We start from the raw sequence: 17,440 nt of genomic DNA on the forward strand, positions 1-17,440 counted from the left end.
TTGCTCCTGCCCCTGGCGGGATTGCTGGGCCTGCTGATCGCCGCCGTGTTCATCACGCCCATGGTCATGTCCCATCTCGAAAAAACGCGCTATCCCGGTGTGGTGTGCCGGGGCCGGCACGGCTGGGCGGTGAGCCTGTGGAATGCCTGCTGGGTGGGTGTCGTGTTTTGCGTCGGCTGGGTGCTTACCTTGCCGCTTTGGCTGCTGCCGCCTGCCGGCATGGTGCTGTCGATTTTCTGGTGGACGTTTGCCTTTACCCGCCTGATGCGCCTGGATGTGCTGGTCGAGCATGCCAGCGCGGCCGAGCGCCAGATTTTGCTGCAACGCCAGGGCAAGGGGTTCTGGTATGCCGGGCTGATCTGCGCATTGCTCAATCTGCTGCCGCCGGCATGGCTGGTGCTACCGGTCTATTCCGCGCTGGTGTTCGGCCATTACGGCCTGGATGGTTTGACGCGCCTGCGTGCGCAGGAAGCGGGCAGGATGGCAGGCGAACGGCAGCCCTGAGGCGCCTGCCACGCTGACGGCAGGGTGGCGCAGCGGGGGCAGGGCAGATGCACGCGGCCCGTATTCTGCCCGTGCCACGGCTGCTGATTGCTCAGGACTTTTGATTGGCGGCTGGGTGGCACCTGAGTGGCCTCCGAGTGGCGCCTGAGTGCTGCCTGAGTGCTGCCCGAATGCTGCCTGAGCAGCACCGGCCTTACCGAAAATACTGTCGAGTGGCGTGGTCAAGGCGGCTGGCGCAGCCTATGATATGCACTCATCGGCGGGTATGGCCCCAGGCCTGCCCATGATTGAAACCATGGATGCACTTATGACGCAAGAGTCCCCTGCACGGCGCTTTTCCCTGATAATCGTTGGCGACGAGATCCTTTCCGGCAGGCGTGAGGACAAACACCTCAGCAAAGTCATTGCCTTGCTGGGCGAGCGCGGTTTATCGCTGTCTCATGCGGAAATCCTGCCGGATGATTTCGACACGCTGGTGCAGGCCTATCGGCGCAGCTTCAGCCGCGGGGATATCGTTTTTTCATGCGGCGGCATAGGCGCCACCCCGGACGATAAAACCCGTCAGGCCGCCGCCAGCGCGCTCGATGTTGCTTTGAAATTGCACCCGGAGGCCGCCCGCCTGATTACCGAGCGTTGCGCTGAAATGGCGGAAAAAGGCTCGGGCAGCGCCGATATGAATACGCCGGAAAACCAGCAGCGTCTGCAGATGGGGGTCTTTCCGGAGGCGCGGAAGTCGTGCCCAATCCGTATAACCGGATTCCCGGTTTCTTCATTCGTGACCATACCTTCCTGCCGGGCTTTCCCGTCATGGCCTGGCCCATGATTGAATGGACGCTGGATTACCGGTATGCCGATCTGCAACACCGGCAAAACCGCATTGAATACTCGTTTCTGGTCTTCAAAATGCCCGAGTCCAGAATTACGCCCGCCATGGAAGAAGTGGAACGACGCTGGCCGGGTGTCAGCGCATTCAGTCTGCCTACCGTTGGCGACGGGCAGAGCACCATGCCGCATATCGACCTGGGCGTGAAAGGCGAACCGGCGGCGGCTGCGCAAGCCCTGGCGTATTTGCGTGAAGAAGTGGTGCGTCTGGGCGGCCTGCTGCAGGCGCCTGCCGCGCAAGAGGGCAAATAGCCTAAGCCCGCGCTGGCCCGTCGATCCGCTGTCAGCAAAGAAGGCAGGTGGCAAGGACGGCGGCCAGCATGCCGCTGGCGTAAGACTCAGGGCAGCGCAGGCTGGCTGCGTACGGTCATCCCAGGCTGGGCGAGCGCCCCGGCAGGTAAGCTCCAGCAGGCAACCAGCAGGCAACCAGCAGGCAACCAGCAGGCAACCAGCAGGCAGCAAGCAACCAGCAGGCGGATGGCATGCTGGTTACCGCCGCGTTCGCGCAGGCGTTCAGTGTCCTGCCGGATGGGCGGCTGAAGGGCATGTGAATGGGCGTGTGTATGGCCGCAGGAATGGACGTGTAGGGGAGAGTGGGTCATCCATGAATGGCGTTCATGGATGGTGCTGAAAAATCATTGCATTTTGCATGGCACTTTTTCACGATATGGGATTACAATAAAAATTGCTGCACCGCCGCATGCGCTATTCCAGCTGCATGGACGCCATTGCCGATAAGAAAAATGACTCGACCCTCAGTCAAGCTGTCGCCGGGAGACCAGGTGTCCCAGACCGAATCGTCAGGGATTGCCATTCAGGTACTGGAGCGTGCCATGCGCTTGCTCGATGCGCTGGCCGCGCAGCCCGACCCCATTTCGCTCAAGGATTTATCGCTCGCCACTGGCCTGCATCCTTCCACGGCGCACCGTATTTTGCATGATCTGGTGCACGGCCGTTTCGTCGAGCGCGTCGATAGCGGCATGTACCAATTGGGCATGCGTCTGCTGGAGCTGGGTTCGCTGGTCAAAGGCCGGCTGGACGTGCGCGAGGCCTCGATTGCCGCCATGCGCAACCTGCATCGCCTGACGCGCCAGACCATCAATCTGTCGGTGCAGCAAGGGGACGAAATCGTCTATATCGACCGCGCCTGGAGCGAACGTTCCGGCATGCAGGTCGTTCGCGCCATTGGCGGCCGCGCGCCTTTGCATCTGACTTCCACAGGCAAACTGTTTCTTTCGACGGTGGATAGCCGTCAGCTGCGTTCCTATGCCATGCGAACCGGGCTGGCCGGTAATACCCGCAACAGCATTACCTCGGTGGACGCGCTGGAGCAGGAACTGGCCAAGGTCAAACGGCTGGGTTATGCGCGTGACAACGAAGAGCTTGAGCCTGGCGTTTGCTGCATTGCCGCAGGAATTTGCGATGATAGTGGCAAGGTGGTCGCGGGCTTGTCTATTTCCTCGCCGGCAAGCCGGATGCAGGATGAGTGGGTGGACCTGCTGGTGCAGGCCGCCGACAGTATTTCCGCCGCGCTGGGTTACGAACCCGAACACAATTAAGACCCTGTGAATCCTCGGGCAAGCGGCTGTCTGGCTGTGTTGCCTAAGTGATTTTTGTAAAAGGGAAAATGTTTCAGTCTTGGGCATTCCAGGCCAGCACATGCGGGAAAGCGGCATGGATGCTGGCGCTGCCTATTTGCGGCGCAGCATGCGCGGCAGGGCTGTAACAACTCTGTCATGGCAGCATCGTTGACATTAATGAAGAAATGTATAAAATTCAGTTTGTGCAGCGCAACAACCGGCCTAGCTGGCTGGTAAGTGTGGTGAACGCGCTGCCTATTGCTACGATTCGCTGAGATTCACGTATTCCAGGGTCAACCTTTTCCGTCTCTGCCAGGAGAGACGGTAATCCAGGAGATAAGCATGAGCGCCATTCCGCAACAATTCGCTGCAGGCCAAAAATCGGCCGTTGAAAGCATTGTCAATTTTCAACAATCCCTGTTCGGCGGCTTCGAAAAGCTGGTTGAACTGAATCTGAAGACCGTCCGCGCTTCGTTCGACGAAGCTGCCCAGCTGGCACAGCGCTCGCTGGAAGTGAAGGACCCCCAGCAAGCTGCTGGTCTGGTGTCCGGTCTGGCACAGCCTTCCGCCGACAAGGCGCTGGCTTACAGCCGCCAGGTTTATGACATCATCGCTTCGGTGCAGGGCGAACTGACCCGCCAGGCTGAAGCGCGTGTGGCTGAACAGCAGCGCTTCGTGTCCGAAGTCGTTGAGCAACTGAGCAAGAATGCCCCCGCCGGTTCCGAGCACGCCCAGGCGCTGCTGAAGTCGGCTCTGGCTTCGGTGAACGGCGCTTACGACACCTTCTCCAAGGCTGCCAAGCAAGCTGCTGACGTGGCTGAGAAGAATGTCCACGCCGCTGCCAATGCGTCGTTCCAGGCTGCTTCCGAAGCGGCTGGCGCTGCTGCCAAGGCTGCCAAGGTCGCCTAAGCCGTTACGGTTTCATACCGGTAAAAAACCGCCGCCCTGGCAACAGGGCGGCGGTTTTCGTTTTGGCTGCGGGCAGGGCGGCAGCGGGCAGGGTGGCACCCTGCCGGGCCGGGGCTTGCGGCCGGGCGCTGGGCCCGGCGTTACAGGGTGTCGATTGGCGCCTGATGGCTGGATGGCCCGGGCCGGTCGTGCATGACTTCGGCGCACACCTCCAGCCAGGCCCGCGCCGCATGCGAGATATAGCGTTCGCGTGGCCAGATATGGCCGACTTGCCATTTCAGGTCTGGCTTGACCAGCCGCATCAGGCACATATCCGCGGTTTTCAGCCGGCGGATAAGCGGGTCGGGCAGGACGGCATAGCCCAGCCCGGCTGACGCCATGGAAACCAGAAAATCCCAATGCGCGCTATGGGTGGCGACTTTCGGGGTGAAGCCCGCGCTGCGAAAAGCCTGGCGCAAACGCCGGGTGAGGGCGAAATCTTCATCCAGCATCAAAAGAGGCAGCTCCGCCAATTGCTCGAAGGCCAGCGTTTTCCGGCCGCGCAAGGGAGATCGGCCCGGCCCGACCACCCACAAAGGGTAGTCTCCGAAGGTTTGCGACACCAGTTCCGGATGGTCTGCCGGCAGAATTGTCGCGCCGACTTCCAGTTCGCCGGATGCAACCAGGCGTTCTATTCCCTGGCCCGTGGCTTCCCGCAATTGCAGGTCGATGGCAGGGTAGCGTTCGCGGAAACGCTGCACCACAGGGGTAAATAACAGATTGACCATGGGGGGAATGCCGACCGTCAGCGAACCCCGGGTCAGGCCGGTTGTTTCCTGGACTTCCAGCGAAATACGCCGCATCCCGGCGAGGATCTCCTGACCGCGCTCATACACGATCTGGCCGATATCGGTGGTATGCACACCGCGCGCCTCGCGAATCAGCAAAGGGGCGCCGATTTCTTCTTCCAATTGCCTGACCATCTTGCTGATGGTGGATTGCGTCACAAAGAGCGCTTCAGCGGCCTGGGTGAAACTGGCGCGCTTCACGGTTTCGATGAAATAACGCAAAGCCCGGATATCCATGCTCCGTTTCCCATGAAAAAAACGAATATTAGCGATGAGTTTAAGTCATAAACTGACTGGCAACCAGTGCCTATACTCGGCTCATCGGCACTGTGTCATGCCTGTTCCCTGGAAAGAGCGGCATGGCACATACCCGCAAAAGGGCGTTGCAGCCGCAGTCACTGCGGCCTGGGCAACGGAAAATGTCGCCGGGAGACCTTCTCAAGAAGGCCAAGGTTGGGCAATCCCGGCCAGTAGCGATATCGGAATCAGGAGACACCACACTATGCATAGCGACCGTATCCGCCTTGCTTCCCTGAAGGACAAAATCGTATCTGCCGAGGCGGCAGCAGAAATCTTCCGAGACGGCATGATCGTCGGCATGAGCGGCTTTACCCGCGCCGGCGATTGCAAGGCTGTTCCGCATGCGCTGGCGCGCCGCGCCGCGCGGGATCCTCTGAGCATCACCCTCATTACCGGCGCATCGCTGGGCCACGACACCGACAAGCTGCTGGCCGAAGCTGGCGTGCTGGGCCGCCGTCTGCCGTTCCAGGTGGACACCACGCTGCGCCGCAAGATCAATGCGGGCGAAGTCAAATTCCTCGACCAGCACCTGTCCGAAACCGTTGAACAGCTGCGTGCCGGGTTCCTGGGCAAACTGGATGTTGCGGTCATCGAAGCCTGTGCCATCACGGAAGATGGCGGCATTGTGCCCACGATGTCGGTCGGCAACTCCGCGACCTTCGCGACCATGGCCGAACGCATCATCATCGAACTCAATACCCAGGTGCCTGCGGCGCTGGAAGGGTTCCATGATATCTACCTGCCGGCAGACCGCCCGCACCGCCAACCGGTGCCGCTGACTGATATCGGCCAGCGTATCGGCACGACCAGCATCAAGGTCGATCCTGCCCGCATTGCAGCCATCGTCATTACCGATCAGCCGGACAGCCCGTCCAATGTGCTGCCGCCGGATGATGAGACCGCCGCGATTGCCGGGCACATCAACGAATACCTGCTCAATGAAGTTCGCCATGGCCGCCTGACCCATTCGCTGCTGCCCTTGCAAGCGGGTATCGGCACCATTGCCAATGCGGTGCTGCATGGCCTGGTGGATTCGCCGTTCCATGACTTGACGATGTACTCGGAAGTCTTGCAGGACAGCACGTTCGCGCTGCTGGATTCGGGCCAGATGACGTTTGCCTCGGCATCGTCCATCACCGTCTCCAAATCGGTTTACGAGCAGCTGATCGAGAACGTCGAAAAATATCGTTCGCGCCTGGTGCTGCGCCCGCAGGAAATCAGCAATCTGCCGGAGCTGGTGCGCCGCTTTGGCCTGATTACGCTGAACACGGCGCTGGAATTCGATATTTACGGCAATGTGAACTCCACCCATGTCGGCGGCACGCACATGATGAACGGTATTGGCGGTTCGGGTGACTTCGCCCGCAATGCCCATACCTCCATCTTTGTGACCAAGTCCATCGCCAAGGGCGGTGACATCTCCAGCGTGGTGCCCATGGTGCCGCATGTGGATCACTCTGCGCATGACGTCGATATCCTGGTGACGGAAACGGGTCTGGCGGATTTGCGCGGCCTGGCGCCGCGTGAACGCGCAGCCACCATCATCGAGAACTGCGTGCATCCGCTGTACCGCGAAGAGCTCTGCGTGGCGGCCAGACGCCTCATGTGCTTGAAGAAGCTTTTGCCTGGCACACCCGTTTCCAGCAAACGCACAGCATGCTGGCAACGCAGGAGCATGAAGTCGCCGTTGTTTGAGACAGCAGCGGGACTTGCCTAGCCCCGGAGACGCTCCGGGGCTTTTGTCGGCCGTCACTCAGTGGCGGCCGTTTTTTTGCGTGTTGCTATCTGGCGGCGTATCTGCCGCCAGGCTTCAGGCGTGCTGCAAGGCTTGCACGCATTCGCGCACCAGCCCGGGGCCGCGGTAAATCATGCCGGTATAAAGCTGGACGGCCTGAGCGCCTGCCGCCAGTTTTTCCTGGGCGCGTTTGCCGGAATCTATGCCGCCCACGCCAATGATGGCGCAAGCGCCAGCCAGACGGGAATGCAGGCGGCGGATGACTTCCAGCGACAGCTCGTGCACTGGCGGCCCGGAAAGCCCGCCAGCTTCGTTGGCATGCGTTTGTCCAGCGACGGCGGCACGCGACAGCGTGGTGTTGGTGGCGATCACGCCGTCCACGCGGTGGCGCAGCAGTGTATCGGCAATGGCATCGACTTCTTCCATGCTGAGATCCGGCGCGATTTTGACTGCCAGCGGCACGTTGCGGCCATGCTGGTCAGCCAGTGCCTGGCGTTTTTCCTGCAGGGCGGCCAGCAAGGCATCCAGCGCGTCGCCGCTTTGCAGGCTGCGCAGGTTTTTGGTATTGGGCGACGAAATATTGACCGTGACATAGTCGGCATGGGGATAGACACCTGCCAGACCCAGCAGATAATCGTCCACGGCCCGTTCCACCGGCGTATCGGCATTTTTGCCGATATTCAGGCCCAGAATGCCGCCGTGCTGCCGCCATTGGCTGTTTTGCACGTTTTGCAGGAAGACATCTAGGCCTTCATTATTGAAGCCCATGCGGTTGATCAGCGCCTGGCCTTGGGGCAGGCGGAACATGCGGGGTTTCGGATTGCCGGGCTGGGGGCGGGGCGTGACGGTGCCCACTTCGACGAAGCCGAAGCCCAGCGCGCCCAGCGCGTCAATGCAGGCGCCATTTTTGTCCAGACCCGCGGCCAGGCCGACAGCGTTGCGCAAGGAAAGCCCCATGAGCTCGACCGGCTTGCCGGCACAGCGCTGTTCCAGCAGCGGGCGGGTCAGCTGGCAGCGCTGCAGGCGGGCCAGATTGCGCAGCGTCATTTCGTGCGCGGTTTCCGCATCCAGGGCAAAGAGCGCGCGGCGCGTCAGGGGGTAAAGAGAGGATAGCAGGGACATGGCTGACGATCAGGGTATGAAGCGAGGAGATGAGGCGTGAAAAGACGAAGCGCGAACATGGTGGCGCGGCACGGCTGGCGGGCAGCTTGCCAGCCATGTTCGGCAAAACGGGGCGTGCGGGGCCTGGCGGCGGCGCGTGGCGGGTAGGCATAACATTAGCGGGGGGCGGCCAGCAGGCCGGGCCAATCTTGCGGCGGCAATTCGTCAAAGGGCAGCCAGTGCCCTTCGTGCAGAATCTGCGCAGGCGCATAGCCGGCTTTGTAATGCATTTTTCCGTGGCCGGGAATCCAGTAACCCAGATATAGCCAGGGCCGCCGGTTTTCCTGGCATTGGGCAATTTGCCACAGAATGCTGTAGGCGCCCAGGCTGCCGGGTATTTCCGGGTCATAGTAAGTGTAAACCGCCGACAGGCCGTCATCGAGCAAGTCGATGACAGACACCATAACAAGGCGGTCATCAGCGGGTTCACGAAACTCGACCAGACGGGTTTCGACCCGTGAGGCCAGCAGAAACTGCGCATATTGCTCAGGGTCGCCGTCATCCATGCCGCCGCCAGCATGGCGCTGCGCCTGGTAACGCAGGTAAAGCGCATAGCTTTCCTCAGACCAGGCGGGCGTCAGCACACGCGCCCGCAGGTGCGCATGGCGTTTCCAGGCACGCTTCTGGCTGCGGCTGGGCTGAAACTGCAAGGCATCGACGCGCAGCGGCGTACAGGCCTGGCATTGATCGCAGTGCGGGCGGTAAATATGCAGGCCGCTGCGGCGAAAGCCCAGCCGGATCAGCTGGCTATAAGCATCACCCAGCAGTTCTTGCCCTGATTGCACGACTTGCGAGCGCGCCTGGCGCTCCGGCCAGTAGCTGCATTCATAGCTTTCGGTGCTGTAACAGCGCAGCCAGGTGCTGGAGGAAGCCTGCGGCGCCTGCATCAGGCGTCTCCCAGGGCAGTATCACAAGCACTGCCGCTGCTGCCGGATGGCGCTGCGCGCGTCAAGGGCGCAGCGGCGCGGGCGGATGGCGGAGTCTGAGGCAGAGGCCGCAGCTGCCCGCTGCTGTCCAGCCAGCCGGGCTGCCAGGGCGGGGCAGGCAGGCGGATGGCGGATGCGACATGGGCCAGAAACGCCTGGCGGCTGCGCGGCCGGGCGCCCAGGCTGGCCAGGTGCGGCGTCTGCTGCTGGCAGTCTATCCAGGTGACACCATGGCGGGTGAGGAACTGAACCAGGTAAGCCAGCGCGATTTTCGACGCATTGCTGCGGCGCGTGAACATGGATTCACCGAAAAACATGCCGCCCAGGCTAACGCCATACAGGCCGCCAGCCAGGCGGCCGTCTATCCAGGTTTCCACGCTATGAACCTCGCCAGCATGGTGCCAGGCTTCATATACCTGGCGCATGGCGGGCACAATCCAGGTGCCGCCGTCGGCGCTGCGGGGCGCGGCGCAAGCGGCCATCACATCGGCGAATGCCGTATCCACCTGCACGCGGATGCGGGCGTCAGCGGCAGTTTCGCTCCGCGCGATCTGGCGCAATTGCTTGCGCAGGGCATGGGGCGGCGCAAATTCGCCGCAGGCAAGAACCATCCGCGGGTCAGGGCTCCACCAGAGCACAGGGTCCCCGGGTGAAAACCACGGGAAAATGCCTAGGCTATAGGCTTGCCGCAAACGTGTGACGGACAGGTCGCCGCCAGCGGCCAGCAAACCATCCGGCACGGATAGTGCCTGGCCGGCAGGAGGGAAGGGGGTGTGGGCTTCCAGCCAGGGAATGCGCATACCGGTCAATGCACTGGCAAGGTATAGCGGTGCATGCCGAATTCGGGTTGTTTGCGGTCTTCAAAGAAATGCCGCAACGTGGAAGACACACTGAGAAAAGAGAGCTGATCCCAGGGGATATCGGCTTCGTCGAAAAAGGCGGCTTCCAGGCTTTCCGGGCCGGGATCCAGCTTTTCGCTCAGCACATTGGCCAGATAGTAGATATGTACCTGATTGACGCCGGGCACGTCGATAACCGTAAAAAGCGGGCCGGCTTCGACTTGCGCGCCGGCTTCTTCCAGCGTTTCGCGCAAAGCGCCTTCTTCAGTGGTTTCTTCCAGTTCCATGAAACCGGCAGGCAAGGTCCAGGCGCCGTAGCGCGGCTCAATGGCGCGGCGGCACAGCAACACTTTGCCGCGCCAGACCGGCACGCAGCCCACGACCATACGCGGATTTTGATAGTGGACGGCGCCGCAATGGCGGCACAGGTCGCGCACGCGATTGTCGCCCGGCGGCGTGGCGCGCGTCAGCAGGTTGCCGCATTGGCTGCAATAGCGTTGCTGGCGCGGTGCCGGGAAGAAAAAATCAGCTGGAAGGTCGCTCATGCGGGCATTTTAGCGACAGACGCCGCTGCCGGGGGAATCCAGCCTGGCCGGGCTGCCGAATATCGTCATTTGGCCAGCTGGCGCGCACCCGTCAAGGCGCGCAGGCCGGCCTGGACCGCCAGGCCGGTTATCTATCAGCAGGCAGCGCCGGGGCGCGTTCAAAACCCAGGGCGGCAGGCAGCAAGGCAGCGCCTATGCCCATCAGAGGGGCGCTGGGCGGCTGGTGATCCAGCGCCAGGGCGGGCAGCAGGCAGCAGGCCGGGGTGGCGCAAGAAAGTTCTGGATAATGGGCCGCCTGCCAATGCGCCAGCAGCGAACGGCCGTCTGGCAGGAACAGGCGGTTGGCCGTGGCTTCTAGTTCGCGGCCGTCCAGGGCGGCAGGGCCGCTGGCGGTTTGCGCATAGAGCCAGCCGTCACTGCTCAGCCACCAGCAGCGAATCTCACCGGCGGTTTGGCCGGTATGTGTTTCCAGCTGGGTTTGCGCGGCATTCCAGCGCAGGATGTACGGTGCCGCCTGAAGAGTGACGAAAACACGCTGCGGGCCGTTCTGGAAAAACCAGCGGCCTTGATCGTCGTGGCCGTAATTGCGGCCGATGAAAGCACGCAGGCCATCATGCGCGATCGGTTCGCCGGGCATGCCCTGATTGGCGTCGCCATGCTCATGCAAACGCCAGGCGCCGCGGGCATCGAGCGAAAGCCAGCCGCAGGCGGCCGGAACATCGGGCCAGCGCTGCATGGCTTGAATGACTTGCTTATCCATGTCACGTGAATATCGGTGTTGTGGCGTGGCGGCAAAGCTGCCTATTGCCTTGATAGTGGCGGTTTCGCATCGCAATGAAAAGATTGGAAGTACAAATATGCTCACTCATATGCGACAAAATCCGTGCGGCAAGTTAGCATACGGGTCGATTGCCGGGGGTATATGCCTGAATAATAGGATAGCCCGCCGGGGCAGTTGCAAGGATTCATGCCGTGCTGCCTGTGCTGCGCGCCCGCAAGGGCAGCTGCGCTGTGGCCTGGGCCCTGTTTTAGGATAAGACGGAAACTGACTGTGGTGGAATCTGCTTTTCTCTCCTGGGATGAAGCGAACGGCACGGCGCGCTTGAGCGGCGAGTGGACGCTCGCCCATTATTCGCAGCTGCAAACGGCCACCAGCAGCCATCAGGCGGCACAGGTCAAGGCACTGGAACTGGGCCAGATCGAATCGCTGGATACCGCAGGCGCTGCCATGCTGCTTGAATGGCTGGGCAAGGACACCCTGCAAAGCTTGTTGGGTGACGGTGATGGGCTGGAGCCCGCACGCCTGGCACTTTTGCGGGCCGTCATCGAGGCCGATCCGCCGCTGGATGCGCCCCCAGCCAAAAAGGCCAATGCCTTTACCCAGTTTCTGGAAACGGTGGGTACCGCCACCGAAAACATCTGGCACAACCTTGTCGGCCTGATGGGGTTTATCGGCCTGATTATTCAATGCACCCTGGGGGTGCTGGTGCGCCCGCGGCGCTGGCGTGTGACCGCCATGGTGGCGCAGATCGAACAGGCAGGCTTCAACGCCATTCCTATCGTCATCATGCTGTCGTTCATGGTCGGGGCGGTAGTCGCGTTCCTGGGCGCGACGATCCTGGCGGATTTTGGCGCAACCATCTACACCGTCAGCCTGGTCGGATTTTCTTTCCTGCGGGAATTCGGGGTGTTGCTGACTGCCATCCTGATGGCAGGGCGGACAGCCAGCTCGTTCACTGCGCAGATAGGCGCGATGAAATCCAACGAGGAAATCGACGCCATCCGTGCCCAGGGGCTGGACCCAATGGAAATGCTGGTGGTGCCCAGGGTGCTGGCCATGCTGATTGCCTTGCCCCTGCTGACTTTCATCGCGATGATGTCAGGGATTCTTGGCGGTATGCTCGTGTGCGCAGTGAGCCTGGATATTTCGCCGACCATGTTCCTCTCCATCATGCAAACCAATATTCCGGTGCGGCATTTTGTGCTTGGCATGGTCAAGGCTCCGATATTTGCCTTTGTCATCGCCGCCATCGGCTGCCGGGAAGGCTTCAGCGTGCGCGGCAGCGCCCAGTCGGTGGGTGAACACACAACGTCCAGCGTGGTGCAGTCCATCTTCCTGGTCATTTTGCTGGATGCAGTGGCAGCCTTGTTCTATATGGAGATGGGATGGTAACGGAACAGGATAACGCCGCTAGTGCAGGGGCTACGGTGCCGCCCCCGCATGCTGCTGACGCCGAGCCGATTATCCAGGTGCGCGGCGTACGCAACCAGTTCGGCTCGCAGGTCGTGCATGACAAGCTGGACCTCGATGTCCGCCGTGGTGAAATCCTTGGCGTGGTCGGCGGGTCGGGGACGGGTAAATCCGTGCTGTTGCGCACCATCGTTGGCCTGCAGCGGCCCGCCGCTGGGGAAGTCAAGGTTTTCGGCCAGAACCTGCTGGCCTTGTCCGAAGCAGAACGCTCCAAGCTGGAGCGCCGTTTCGGGGTGCTGTTTCAGAGCGGCGCATTGTTTTCATCGCTGACTGTGACGGAAAACGTGGCCTTGCCGCTGATTGAACATGCGGGTCTGTCGCGGCCGGAAGCCGAACGCCTGGCAGGGTTGAAGCTGGCACTGGCGGGCTTGCCGCCGGATGCCGGGCCCAAATCGCCGTCGTCGCTGTCTGGCGGCATGGTCAAGCGGGCCGCGCTGGCCCGGGCGCTGGCGCTGGACCCTGATATTCTGTTTCTGGATGAACCCACCGCCGGGCTGGACCCGATCGGGGCGGCAGCATTCGACCAGCTGATTCTGACCCTGCGCGGTGCGCTGGGCTTTACCGTGTTCCTCGTCACTCACGACCTGGACACGCTATATACGATTTGCGACCGCGTGGCCGTGCTTTCTGACAAGCGCGTCCTGGTCGCGGACAGTCTGGATGTCGTGGAAGAGGTCGATAACGACTGGATTCGCGCCTATTTCCATGGCCCGCGCGGGCGCTCAGCCGAGCGCGCGGCACGGCAAGTGAAGGAGAGCAACTGATATGGAAACCCGCGCCCATCATATTTTGATCGGCACCTTTGTCACGCTGGCCGTGGCAGCCATCATGCTGTTTGCATTATGGCTGCACAAGTCCTACGGGGATGGTGCCGTCAAGCATTACGAGGTCGTCTTCAATGAAACCGTGCGTGGCCTGTCGCAAGGCAGCTCGGTGGAGTACAGCGGCATCGTCGTGGGGGATGTTTCTTCCTTGCGCCTGGATCCCAAAGATCCGCGCCGCGTGCTGGCACGCATTGCCATCAAAAGCAGTATTCCCATCCGCAAGGACACGACGGCCGTACTGGCCTTGACCGGCCTGACCGGCACGTCGGTGATTCAGCTGGGTGGCGGTTCACCGGGCAGCCCCTTGCTGGAAGGCGAGAACGGGCAGGATCCGGTCATTGTCGCCAGCCCGTCGCCCTTTGCGCGGATTCTCAATAGCGGAGAAAGCACGGTCGCCAATATCAATGACCTGTTGCGCAACGCCAATCGCGTGTTCTCGGAAGACAACGTCAACAACGTCAGCAAGATCCTGTCCAATGTCGAGCAGGTCAGCCAGACGCTGGCGCAGCAAAGCGGGCACGTCTCCAGCATGCTGGATGCGCTGGCAGATGCGGGCAAGGGCGCAGACCAGGCCCTGGCGCAAATTACGCAGTTGGCCCGCACGGCAGAAAAGGCCGTGGGCGAACGCGGTGCGGCCATCATGGACAATGTGCGCAACACCACGGAATCGCTGTCGCGCATTTCGGCAGAAACCGAAAACCTGCTGGCGAATCACTATGGCGCATTGGCCAGTGGCATGCAGGGCCTGAGCGACATCGGCCCGGCGATACGCGAACTGCGCAGCACGCTGGTGACCTTGCGCATGCTGATCCAGCGTCTGAATGAGGACCCGGCAGGTTATCTGCTGGGCCGCGATACCATACAGGAGTTCAAACCATGAGCGCTATTCTTCGTGGCCGGGTACTGTTTGCCGCCGCTATGCTGGCAGGCGTGAGCGCGTGCTCCATCTTGCCGGCGCCAGTGGTCCGCACACCCTATGTTCTGCCCATGGGGACGGTGACGGCGGACGCTGAATTGCCCGCCGCTGGCTGGAGCCTGCGTGTCGTGACGCCGCAGGCAGTTCGTTCACTGGATAGCCGCCAGTGGTGGATTGTGGCGCCGGACGCCAGCGTCAGTGCGTATAAGGACGTGCTCTGGGCCGAAACGGCGCCGGTCATGGTGCGTGAACGGCTGATTACCGCTTTTGTTGATGCCCGCCGCTTCAGTGGGGTCAGCAATGAGCTGTCCGGCTTGCCGGCAGACTTTGAACTCGAATCCAGCCTGCGGGCCTTCCAGGTACTGAGTCAGCCTGGCGGCGGCGGGGTGGTCTATATCCGTCTGGATGCCGATCTGCTGCACCTGGATTCACGCCGTGTTGTGGCGGATCAGGTGTTCGAAGAGCGGGTGGAAGTCCCCAATCTGAAGGCAGAAACCCTGGTGCAGGCCTATGGCCAGGCATCCGACGCCTTGGCCAAGGATGTCCTGAGCTGGGCGATAGGGCAGGGCAACAAGCACTGGCAAGCGGATTCCACCAGAGTGGAGCCCATGCTCCTGCGTAAACTGCAATAGTCTCATCAAGCCCGCGGGTCCGCTGGCCGGACACGGCGGGCAGCCATGCTGCCTTTCTGGCGGAGAACAGGCCCTTGCTGCAATCGCGGCAAGGGCCTGTTGCATTGTGGCGAGGCAGCCAGAGGACAGCACGCATGATCGCCGTGCCATCAATCTGATATGGTTTTTTTAATAATTTCTGATTCTGTACTGAAAATCCAGCGGCGCGTAAGGTATAGCGGTGGTCATCTGCCGCTCACAAGGCGGACGGAGGCCGCCTGTGCCACGTTGCGGCGCCGTGCCTGGAAACCGGGGAAGGCTCCGCGCTCTTGGGAGTTTTCATTATGGACGCTAGCGCATTATTGCTGGCCCGCATCCAGTTTGGTTTCACTGTTTCGTTCCACATCATTTTCCCTGCCATCACTATCGGCCTGGCCAGCTATCTGGCGGTGCTGGAGGCCTGTTGGCTGAAAACGCGACGCCCGGAATACCGGGATCTGTATCACTACTGGAGCCGGATTTTTGCCGTGAACTTTGGCATGGGGGTAGTTTCCGGCCTGGTGATGGCCTATCAGTTTGGTACAAACTGGAGCTATTTCTCCGAGTATGCGGGCAGTATTACCGGCCCGCTGCTGGCCTATGAAGTGCTGACCGCCTTTTTTCTGGAGGCGGGTTTCCTGGGTGTGATGCTGTTCGGCTGGCAGCGCGTGGGGCCAGGGCTGCACTTTTTCTCGACGGTCATGGTCGCCATCGGCACACTGATCTCGGCCACCTGGATTCTTGCTTCCAATAGCTGGATGCAAACGCCTGCCGGGTTTGCCGTGGAAGACGGCAGAATCATTCCTGCGGATTGGCTGGCCGTCATCTTCAATCCCTCGTTTCCGTACCGTCTGGCGCATATGGGGTTGGCGGCATTTGTCGCGACGGCATTGCTGGTGGCGGCGACTGGCGCCTGGCATTTGCGGCGCGGAAATCAGGACACGCGCGTGCGCCGCATGTTCGCCATGGCCCTGGGCATGTTATTGCTGGTCGCGCCCTTGCAGGCGTTCGTGGGCGACATCCATGGCCTGAATACCCTTAAGCATCAACCCGCAAAAATTGCTGCGATGGAAGGGCATTGGGAAAACAAACCGGGTGCCGGGTTTCCCTTGTTGCTGTTTGCCGTGCCTGACATGGAAACCGAATCGAATCGTTATGAAATCGGCATTCCGCGTCTGGGCAGCCTGATCCTGACGCATAGCCTGGATGGCGAAATTCCTGGACTGAAATCGTTCCCGGCGGCAGACCGTCCCAATGCCACGGTAGTGTTCTGGTCATTCCGCATCATGGTCGGGCTGGGCTTGCTGATGATTCTGCTGTCGCTGTGGGCCGCCTGGGCGCGCTGGCGAGGCAGGCTGTATCACGCCAAACGGCTGCAAACCTTCGCCATCTGGATGGGCCCTAGCGGTCTTATCGCCATTCTGGCGGGCTGGTACACCACGGAAATCGGCCGTCAGCCCTGGGTGGTGTATGGCTTGATGCGTACCGCCGACGCCGTAACGCCGCATACGACGCTCACCATGGGCGTGACGCTGGCGGTGTTTGTTGTGGTCTATCTGCTCGTCTTTGGTGTGGGGATCTGGTATCTGATGCGCCTCTTGGCCAGACCGCCGGAAATCAGCGGCCCGGACGGCCACGAACCTGACGAAAAAGCGCCCGGCATGCTGCATGCACATGGCATGGCCGTCCCCGCCAACTTCCCGGCGCCTGCCGCCAACACACAGAAAACGGAGGCTTGAATGGGCGTGGATCTGGCAGTTTTATGGGCGGTCATCATCCTATTTGGGGTGCTGATGTACGTCATTCTGGACGGCTTCGATCTGGGGGTCGGGATTCTGTTTCCCTTCGTCGGCGACCGGGAGGACAGGGATGTCATGGTCAACACGGTTGCGCCGGTATGGGATGGCAATGAAACCTGGCTGGTATTGGGCGGGGCCGGGCTGATGGCGGCGTTTCCGCTGGCCTATGCCGTATTGCTGCATGCGTTTTATATCCCTCTGCTGGTCATGCTGCTGGGGCTGATTTTCCGGGGGGTGGCATTTGAATTTCGATTCAAGGCAACGCCCGGCCATCAGCGTTATTGGGATATTGCCTTCATGGGCGGCTCGCTGATCGCTGCCTTATGTCAGGGCATCGTCCTGGGGGCTTTTGTCGAAGGCATTGCCATGGACGGGCACCGTTACGCTGGCGGTATTTTTGATTGGGCCACGCCTTTTGCACTGGTGTCAGGGCTAGGTGTCGTGGTGGCCTATGCCTTGCTGGGCAGCACCTGGCTGGTACTCAAAACCGAAGGCGCTTTGCAGCGCCGCATGGCCCGTCTGGCGCGTCCGCTGACTGGCCTGATGCTGGTTTGTATTGCCCTCGTCAGTGTGCTGACGCCGCTGGTGCAGAATCATATTGCCCAGCACTGGTTCCGCTGGCCGGACATGCTGTGGCTGGCGCCAGTGCCGGTACTGGTGGCCGGCGCGGCAGCGGGCCTGTTGCGGGCCCTGGACAGGCAGGCGGAAGGGGCGCCGTTTGTGTTGGCGTTATGCCTGATCGTCCTGGGGTATGGCGGGCTGGGCGCAGCGGTGTGGCCGTACATCATCCTG

Annotated in this window: 15 protein-coding genes and 2 pseudogenes; 11 read left to right on the forward strand and 6 right to left on the reverse strand. The window is 61.4% G+C overall.

What is annotated here, in order from left to right:
- From ACTJGZ_RS12040 to ACTJGZ_RS12055, 4 genes and pseudogenes are all read left to right on the forward strand, one after another.
- Positions 1-504 (forward strand): EI24 domain-containing protein (locus ACTJGZ_RS12040; protein ID WP_441663164.1); only part of this gene is annotated, 504 nt, incomplete at its 5' end.
- Between the two features lie 307 nt (positions 505-811).
- Positions 812-1,638, forward strand: a pseudogene (locus ACTJGZ_RS12045) (competence/damage-inducible protein A).
- Positions 1,639-2,129: 491 nt separating this feature from the next.
- Positions 2,130-2,945: an IclR family transcriptional regulator gene (locus ACTJGZ_RS12050; protein ID WP_441663165.1), complete on the forward strand. Its 816-nt coding sequence runs from the start codon at positions 2,130-2,132 to the stop codon at positions 2,943-2,945.
- A gap of 363 nt (positions 2,946-3,308) precedes the next feature.
- On the forward strand, positions 3,309-3,875 hold the full coding sequence (locus tag ACTJGZ_RS12055) for a phasin family protein (RefSeq protein WP_441663166.1): 567 nt from the start codon (positions 3,309-3,311) through the stop codon (positions 3,873-3,875).
- Positions 3,876-4,015: 140 nt separating this feature from the next.
- Here ACTJGZ_RS12055 and ACTJGZ_RS12060 read toward each other — a convergent pair whose 3' ends face one another.
- Complete coding sequence (locus tag ACTJGZ_RS12060; RefSeq protein WP_441663167.1) at positions 4,016-4,939, reverse strand: LysR family transcriptional regulator; 924 nt, start codon at positions 4,937-4,939, stop codon at positions 4,016-4,018.
- 265 nt (positions 4,940-5,204) lie between these two features.
- Here ACTJGZ_RS12060 and ACTJGZ_RS12065 point away from each other — a divergent pair.
- Positions 5,205-6,697: pseudogene (locus ACTJGZ_RS12065) on the forward strand (acetyl-CoA hydrolase/transferase family protein).
- Positions 6,698-6,812: 115 nt separating this feature from the next.
- On the opposite strand, the gene ACTJGZ_RS12070 reads toward ACTJGZ_RS12065, so the two are convergent.
- The 5 genes from ACTJGZ_RS12070 to ACTJGZ_RS12090 all read right to left on the reverse strand — a co-directional run bounded on the left by ACTJGZ_RS12070 (position 6,813) and on the right by ACTJGZ_RS12090 (position 10,968).
- Positions 6,813-7,859: a quinone-dependent dihydroorotate dehydrogenase gene (locus ACTJGZ_RS12070; RefSeq protein WP_441663168.1), complete on the reverse strand. Its 1,047-nt coding sequence runs from the start codon at positions 7,857-7,859 to the stop codon at positions 6,813-6,815.
- A gap of 155 nt (positions 7,860-8,014) precedes the next feature.
- A complete protein-coding gene (locus tag ACTJGZ_RS12075; RefSeq protein ID WP_441663169.1) occupies positions 8,015-8,785 on the reverse strand; it encodes an arginyltransferase in 771 nt (256 codons plus the stop codon).
- The gene (gene aat / locus ACTJGZ_RS12080) at positions 8,785-9,624 is read right to left on the reverse strand and encodes a leucyl/phenylalanyl-tRNA--protein transferase (RefSeq protein WP_441663170.1); all 840 of its coding nucleotides are present in this window, start codon (positions 9,622-9,624) and stop codon (positions 8,785-8,787) included. The genes ACTJGZ_RS12075 and aat overlap by 1 nt, the downstream gene beginning before the upstream one ends.
- A 5-nt stretch (positions 9,625-9,629) precedes the next feature.
- Positions 9,630-10,208 (reverse strand): NUDIX hydrolase, encoded by a 579-nt coding sequence (locus ACTJGZ_RS12085; RefSeq protein WP_441663171.1) that lies wholly within the window; start codon positions 10,206-10,208, stop codon positions 9,630-9,632.
- A gap of 127 nt (positions 10,209-10,335) precedes the next feature.
- Positions 10,336-10,968 carry a DUF2946 family protein gene (locus ACTJGZ_RS12090; RefSeq protein ID WP_441663172.1) on the reverse strand — a complete coding sequence of 211 codons (633 nt, stop codon included), beginning with the start codon at positions 10,966-10,968 and terminating at the stop codon, positions 10,336-10,338.
- A gap of 291 nt (positions 10,969-11,259) precedes the next feature.
- Between ACTJGZ_RS12090 and ACTJGZ_RS12095 the strand changes: the two genes are divergently transcribed.
- From ACTJGZ_RS12095 to cydB, 6 genes are all read left to right on the forward strand, one after another.
- Positions 11,260-12,381, forward strand: coding sequence for an MlaE family lipid ABC transporter permease subunit (locus ACTJGZ_RS12095; RefSeq protein ID WP_441663173.1), 1,122 nt, complete (start codon positions 11,260-11,262; stop codon positions 12,379-12,381).
- A complete protein-coding gene (locus ACTJGZ_RS12100; protein ID WP_441663174.1) occupies positions 12,375-13,223 on the forward strand; it encodes an ABC transporter ATP-binding protein in 849 nt (282 codons plus the stop codon). The genes ACTJGZ_RS12095 and ACTJGZ_RS12100 overlap by 7 nt, the downstream gene beginning before the upstream one ends.
- A gap of 1 nt (position 13,224) precedes the next feature.
- Positions 13,225-14,163, forward strand: a complete 939-nt coding sequence (locus ACTJGZ_RS12105) for an MlaD family protein (protein WP_441663175.1) — start codon at positions 13,225-13,227, stop codon at positions 14,161-14,163.
- Complete coding sequence (locus tag ACTJGZ_RS12110; protein WP_441663176.1) at positions 14,160-14,831, forward strand: ABC-type transport auxiliary lipoprotein family protein; 672 nt, start codon at positions 14,160-14,162, stop codon at positions 14,829-14,831. The genes ACTJGZ_RS12105 and ACTJGZ_RS12110 overlap by 4 nt, the downstream gene beginning before the upstream one ends.
- A gap of 323 nt (positions 14,832-15,154) precedes the next feature.
- Positions 15,155-16,588 carry a cytochrome ubiquinol oxidase subunit I gene (locus ACTJGZ_RS12115; protein WP_441663177.1) on the forward strand — a complete coding sequence of 478 codons (1,434 nt, stop codon included), beginning with the start codon at positions 15,155-15,157 and terminating at the stop codon, positions 16,586-16,588.
- The coding region (cydB, locus tag ACTJGZ_RS12120) for a cytochrome d ubiquinol oxidase subunit II (RefSeq protein WP_441663178.1) at positions 16,589-17,440 on the forward strand (852 nt) is incomplete at its 3' end.

It is taken from the genome of Kerstersia sp., from assembly GCF_052103615.1.
Classification (GTDB): domain Bacteria; phylum Pseudomonadota; class Gammaproteobacteria; order Burkholderiales; family Burkholderiaceae_B; genus Kerstersia.

Bases quoted from the DNA above. Each gene is read 5' to 3' on its own strand.
- ACTJGZ_RS12050 (WP_441663165.1), top strand. From the start codon at position 2,130: ATGACTCGACCCTCAGTCAAGCTGTCGCCGGGAGACCAGGTGTCCCAG.
- ACTJGZ_RS12055 (WP_441663166.1), top strand. From the start codon at position 3,309: ATGAGCGCCATTCCGCAACAATTCGCTGCAGGCCAAAAATCGGCCGTT.
- ACTJGZ_RS12060 (WP_441663167.1), bottom strand. From the start codon at position 4,939: ATGGATATCCGGGCTTTGCGTTATTTCATCGAAACCGTGAAGCGCGCC.
- ACTJGZ_RS12070 (WP_441663168.1), bottom strand. From the start codon at position 7,859: ATGTCCCTGCTATCCTCTCTTTACCCCCTGACGCGCCGCGCGCTCTTT.
- ACTJGZ_RS12075 (WP_441663169.1), bottom strand. From the start codon at position 8,785: ATGCAGGCGCCGCAGGCTTCCTCCAGCACCTGGCTGCGCTGTTACAGC.
- aat (WP_441663170.1), bottom strand. From the start codon at position 9,624: ATGCGCATTCCCTGGCTGGAAGCCCACACCCCCTTCCCTCCTGCCGGC.
- ACTJGZ_RS12085 (WP_441663171.1), bottom strand. From the start codon at position 10,208: ATGAGCGACCTTCCAGCTGATTTTTTCTTCCCGGCACCGCGCCAGCAA.
- ACTJGZ_RS12090 (WP_441663172.1), bottom strand. From the start codon at position 10,968: ATGGATAAGCAAGTCATTCAAGCCATGCAGCGCTGGCCCGATGTTCCG.
- ACTJGZ_RS12100 (WP_441663174.1), top strand. From the start codon at position 12,375: ATGGTAACGGAACAGGATAACGCCGCTAGTGCAGGGGCTACGGTGCCG.
- ACTJGZ_RS12105 (WP_441663175.1), top strand. From the start codon at position 13,225: ATGGAAACCCGCGCCCATCATATTTTGATCGGCACCTTTGTCACGCTG.
- ACTJGZ_RS12110 (WP_441663176.1), top strand. From the start codon at position 14,160: ATGAGCGCTATTCTTCGTGGCCGGGTACTGTTTGCCGCCGCTATGCTG.
- ACTJGZ_RS12115 (WP_441663177.1), top strand. From the start codon at position 15,155: ATGGACGCTAGCGCATTATTGCTGGCCCGCATCCAGTTTGGTTTCACT.